The sequence below is a fragment of the Nocardioides sp. CPCC 206348 genome (genome assembly GCF_048654705.1).
In the GTDB taxonomy this organism is placed as follows: Bacteria; Actinomycetota; Actinomycetes; order Propionibacteriales; family Nocardioidaceae; genus Nocardioides.
This window is the reverse complement of sequence record NZ_JBMCZA010000243.1, coordinates 6,300-6,657: the sequence shown is the minus strand read 5'-3', so window position 1 is coordinate 6,657 and position 358 is coordinate 6,300. Positions and strand designations below refer to the sequence as shown.

General features: G+C 69.6%; 1 protein-coding gene. It reads right to left on the bottom strand.

Going from position 1 to position 358, the window contains the following annotated elements:
* Window positions 1-347 (bottom strand): SDR family NAD(P)-dependent oxidoreductase (locus ACOADB_RS28350; RefSeq protein ID WP_378607095.1); only part of this gene is annotated, 347 nt, incomplete at its 3' end.
* Window positions 348-358 lie beyond the last annotated feature (11 nt).

The following is a 358-nucleotide window of genomic DNA, read 5'->3' as shown; positions in this document are numbered from 1 at the left end:
ATCAGGTTGATCTCGATGATCCGCTGGAACTTGTCGTAGGGGTAGGGGGTGTTGCCCTTGCCGACGGTCTTGATCGCGTCGCCCGTGCCGGCGCAGTTCACGACGACGCGCAGCTCACCGAGCTCGGAGGCAGCGGCGATCGCGGCCAGCACGTCGTCCTCGCTGCGCACGTCGCCGGGAACGAAACGGACGGCGTCGCCGAGCTCCTTCGCCGCGACCTCGCCCGGGCCGCCCGGGAGGTCGAGGATGACGGCCTTGCCGCCCTTGGCGAGCAGGGCCTCGACGGTGGCGCGGCCCAGGCCGGAGGCGCCGCCGGTGACGAGGGCGACGGTGTTGTTGATCTGCATTGTTCTCTCTT